Here is a 4,277-nt window from a genome sequence, read left to right on the forward strand (position 1 = left end):
CTGATGGAGCTGATGATGCGTGACAATTTAAGCGGCGCCGAAAGTCGCGAGCTGGTCGGCAAAGCGATAAAAATGATTTCTGACTGGAAAAACGATTTGATTGAACCGGATAAGGCGATGGAAACCTTAGACGATCCAGAAGATATGATTTTTGCCACGCTTTATGCCTTATACGAGCGTAACTTGCGGGCTTATAATGCCGTTGATTTTGATGATTTGATTGTACTGCCGACCAAAATCTTACGTGAAAATGCTGAGCTGCGCGATAAATGGCAAAACCGTATTCGTTATTTATTGGTCGATGAGTATCAAGATACCAATACCGCCCAGTATGAGATGATTAAATATCTGGTCGGGCCGCAAGGGCGTTTTACCGTCGTAGGTGATGACGACCAATCTATCTATGCATGGCGCGGTGCCAAGCCTGAAAATATGGCATTGCTCAAAGAAGACTTCCCCAAATTAAAAATCGTCATGCTTGAGCAAAACTACCGCTCGACCACGCGTATTTTGACCTCTGCCAACGCCGTTATTACCAATAACGAGCATTTATTTGAAAAGAAACTGTGGTCAGATAAAGGGCAAGGCGAAAAAATTCGTATCATTAACTGCCGTAATGACGATGATGAATCTGAGCGCGTCGCAAAGGAAATCGTCACCCATAAACTGCGCTTTGGTAATGAGTGGGAGCAATATGCCGTTCTTTATCGTAGTAACTTTCAGGCGCGGATGCTTGAGGCGCAATTGCGTCAATTGCAAGTGCCGTATAAATTATCAGGCGGTCAGTCGTTTTTTGCCCGTAGTGAAATCAAAGACATCATGGGTTATCTGCGTCTGATTTTAAACCCAGAAGACGACAGCGCGTTTTTACGTATTATCAATACGCCCAAGCGCGGGATGGGACCTGCTACCCTTGAAAAGCTTGGTCTGTTTTCGCAAGAGCATAGCATTTCGCTACTCGCCTCTTGCACCCACGCTGGACTTGCTCACGTCTTGCCGTCAAAAGCCTATGGTACCTTAAAAGAGTTTGGCGATTTTATCGAGCATTATACCCGTGAGCTCGATCAGCACCCTGATCCCGTGCCTATCGTCCGTCAAATGATTGATGAAACCGGCTATATCGACTTTGTACGTAGCGATGCCAAAACGTCGCAACAAGAAAAAAATCGTATCGATAATATCGACATGCTTTATACCAGTATTCAGTCATTGATTAATCGCGCTGAAGAAGACGAAGACCGTACGATTGATACCATCATTCGTAAGCTGGTCTTGCTTGATATGCTCGAGCAGCAGCAAGAAGAAGAAAATACCAACAAGGTTAACCTGATGACCTTACATGCAGCAAAAGGCTTGGAGTTTGATTTTGTGTATATCATGGGACTTGAGGAAGAAATGCTACCACACCGCAACTCTATCCTTAGTGAAACCATTGAGGAAGAAAGGCGTTTAATGTACGTGGGTATTACCCGCGCTCGCCGTGAGCTGACGTTGACGCTTGCGACCCAGCGCCGTGCAGGCGGGCAAATGCGCGTCACCTCTGAATCGCGCTTTTTAGATGAGCTACCAGAAGATCATATCGACTGGCCAGCGAAGGCAAAAAAGAAAAAAGCCAGCAAAGACCCTGAAAAAGTCGCTGATGAATACTTGGCCAATATTCGTGCTTTACTAGGTAATCGTTAAGTTTAGAACTTAAGCGTTACCATGTTTACCGCGCTTGAAATAAGCGGTAAGCATAATTTTGTATTTATACTTTTTTAAAAATTTGGAAATTTTATGCCGACCTCGACGCCGAATCCTGAACGACCATTGACCCGACAGGCTGACTATAATCCGGCAGAAGCAAGCGGCGAATACAAATTGCTCTACTTGCAAGAGCTGGTGGCGGAAAAGGCGTACGCGGCGATTACTGAGTTTTTAGAAAAGCAATCAGAGTACGAGATTGCCAGCTTACTCGAATCCTTCCCTAGCCAAAATCGCTTACTGATTTGGGCGCAAGTGCCAGAAGATATCAAAGGTGAAGTGCTGGCTGAGCTCGAGTTTGATACCCGCCAGCCGCTGCTAGAAAACGTTTCTTCAAAAGAGATATCGCTGTTTACCCAAGACCTTGATGCGCAGGACATTTCTGAGATTTTAGACACCGTCACCGAAAGTGTGCGTACTTCAGTGATGGCAACCTTGGATGAAGACATCCGAGTGCAGGTCAATAAGCTCGACACCTATGAAGACTGGGAAGTCGGCAGTTATATGGATCCTGACCTTATTCAGATTCGGGATGACATCACCCTTGCAGAAGTACAAAACTGGCTGCGAGAAAATGCCGATTTGCTTGATGATGAAAGCCAAGAGCTGTTGGTCGTCGACCAAAGCCAGCAGCTGCTTGGCTTATTAAGTTTGGCTGATTTGATTAAACACCAGCAAAGCACCTTAGTCGCTGATTTGATTCATAGTGCCATCACTGTCAATGATCGCTTACATATTCAAGATGCGGCGTCGATTTTCCGTTCAGAGGACATTCGCTTTGCCCCAGTGATTAACAGCCACGGCGAGTTGGTGGGTCAATTAAACGGCGAAGATATCATGGAAATTATCCAAGATGACGTCGATAGCACCATGAAAAACCTGGCCGGTGTTAGCCAAGATGAAGAGCTATTTGCGCCCATTTTAACCAGTGCCAAAAGCCGAAGTATTTGGCTTGGTATTAATTTATGTACCGCGCTATTGGCGGCCGCAGTGATTGGGCAGTTTGAAGCGGTGTTAGCAAAGGTTGTGGCGCTGGCGATACTCATGCCCGTGGTTGCCAGTATGGGCGGCATTGCAGGCTCGCAAACGTTGACGGTGGTCATTCGCGGGATGGCAATGGGTCAAATCGGTGGCTCTAATCGCCTATGGTTATTAAATAAAGAGCTGTGGGTTGGCGCAATAAACGGTATCATATGGGCGATAATCATGGCGATTATTGCCCAATTGTGGTTTCATGACATTAAAATCAGTGCCGTCATCGGGCTTGCTATCGCGATTAATATGACCGCTGCCAACGTTTCAGGCATTAGTATTCCGCTGCTGCTCAAACGTATGAATATCGACCCTGCCCTATCCGCCTCGGTTATTTTAACCACCGTAACCGATATCGTCGGCTTTATGTCGTTTTTGGGTTTGGCGAGCGTACTTATTCTTTAGTCGACCGCCCATGAAAATCTGAAAACTAAAAGTTAAAAATCAGCAGCTATTTCTATTGATAGTTGTTGTTAAGCATTTAAGACCTAACAGTTAAAAATGTGATTCATTCTGTTTATACAACCATTACATCGTTAAGTGAGTGCGTTATGCAAGCTGTACAAGTTAAAGTTTTAAACCCTAAAATTATTGAAGATAAAGCGTTCTCGCTACCGGCGCGCGCTACCGATGGCAGTGCTGGTATTGACTTACGTGCTTGCATTGATGAACCTTTGACCATTAAAGCTGGGGCGACGCATTTAATAGGCACTGGCCTCGCCGTTTATATCCAAGACCCCAATTTTGCGGGCATGATTTTACCGCGCTCAGGTCTCGGTCATAAGCATGGTATCGTCTTGGGTAATTTGGTCGGCTTGATTGATGCCGATTATCAAGGTGAGCTGATGGTTAGTATTTGGAATCGCAGTAATGAAGATTTTGTCTTAAACCCAGCAGAACGTATGGCGCAATATGTGGTTGTACCAGTTGCTCGCCCTGAGTTTGAAGTGGTGGCAGAATTTAGCGATACCAGCGCTCGCGGTGCAGGTGGTTTTGGACATTCTGGTCGTCAGTAGCATTGAATATAAGCATTAAACATTAAGCATCATTGGATTTTCATTTAGCATCAATCGCAGCAATAACAATAATCAGCGATTTTTCATTCACCACTACCCCATTTATCACGACTATAAGGAGAGTAAGCGATGCCGTCTTTTGCTGCGCAGCACTCCTTATTTCGTGCTTATGATATTCGTGGGTCGCGCCAGCATTTTACCGATGATTTTATTCATGCTTTGGGAAATGCTTTTGCGTATCTTTATCAGACTCAGCAAAGCATCCATCACGAAAATATTGATGAAAGCAATAGCCAAACTGCTAACGAAAAAACCATTGTCGTCATTGGTTATGATGTCCGCGATAGTAGCGATACCATTGCGCAGGTATTTGCTGATATTTTATCTCAGCATGGTCTACAAGTCATCCAACTAGGACTTGTTACCACGCCGATGATGATTTTTTGGGCGGAGCAATATCAAGGGCATGGTATTATTGTCACTGCC

At 45.1% G+C, this 4,277-nt stretch carries 3 protein-coding genes and 1 pseudogene; all 4 read left to right on the plus strand.

The window, feature by feature from the left end:
* Positions 1 to 1,683: 3'-5' exonuclease (locus V7D75_RS12090; protein ID WP_333614761.1), on the plus strand; the 1,683-nt coding region annotated here is incomplete at its 5' end.
* Positions 1,684 to 1,776: 93 nt separating this feature from the next.
* Entirely contained in the window at positions 1,777 to 3,180 is a 1,404-nt protein-coding gene (gene mgtE, locus V7D75_RS12095) for a magnesium transporter (RefSeq protein ID WP_333614762.1), read from the plus strand.
* A 146-nt stretch (positions 3,181 to 3,326) separates the two neighbouring features.
* The gene (gene dut / locus V7D75_RS12100) at positions 3,327 to 3,791 is read left to right on the plus strand and encodes a dUTP diphosphatase (protein ID WP_333614763.1); all 465 of its coding nucleotides are present in this window, start codon (positions 3,327 to 3,329) and stop codon (positions 3,789 to 3,791) included.
* Positions 3,792 to 3,920: 129 nt separating this feature from the next.
* Positions 3,921 to 4,277 (plus strand): annotated as a pseudogene (locus V7D75_RS12105) (phosphomannomutase); the annotation flags it as partial.

It is taken from the genome of Psychrobacter sp. (assembly GCF_036731945.1).
In the GTDB taxonomy this organism is placed as follows: Bacteria; Pseudomonadota; Gammaproteobacteria; order Pseudomonadales; family Moraxellaceae; genus Psychrobacter.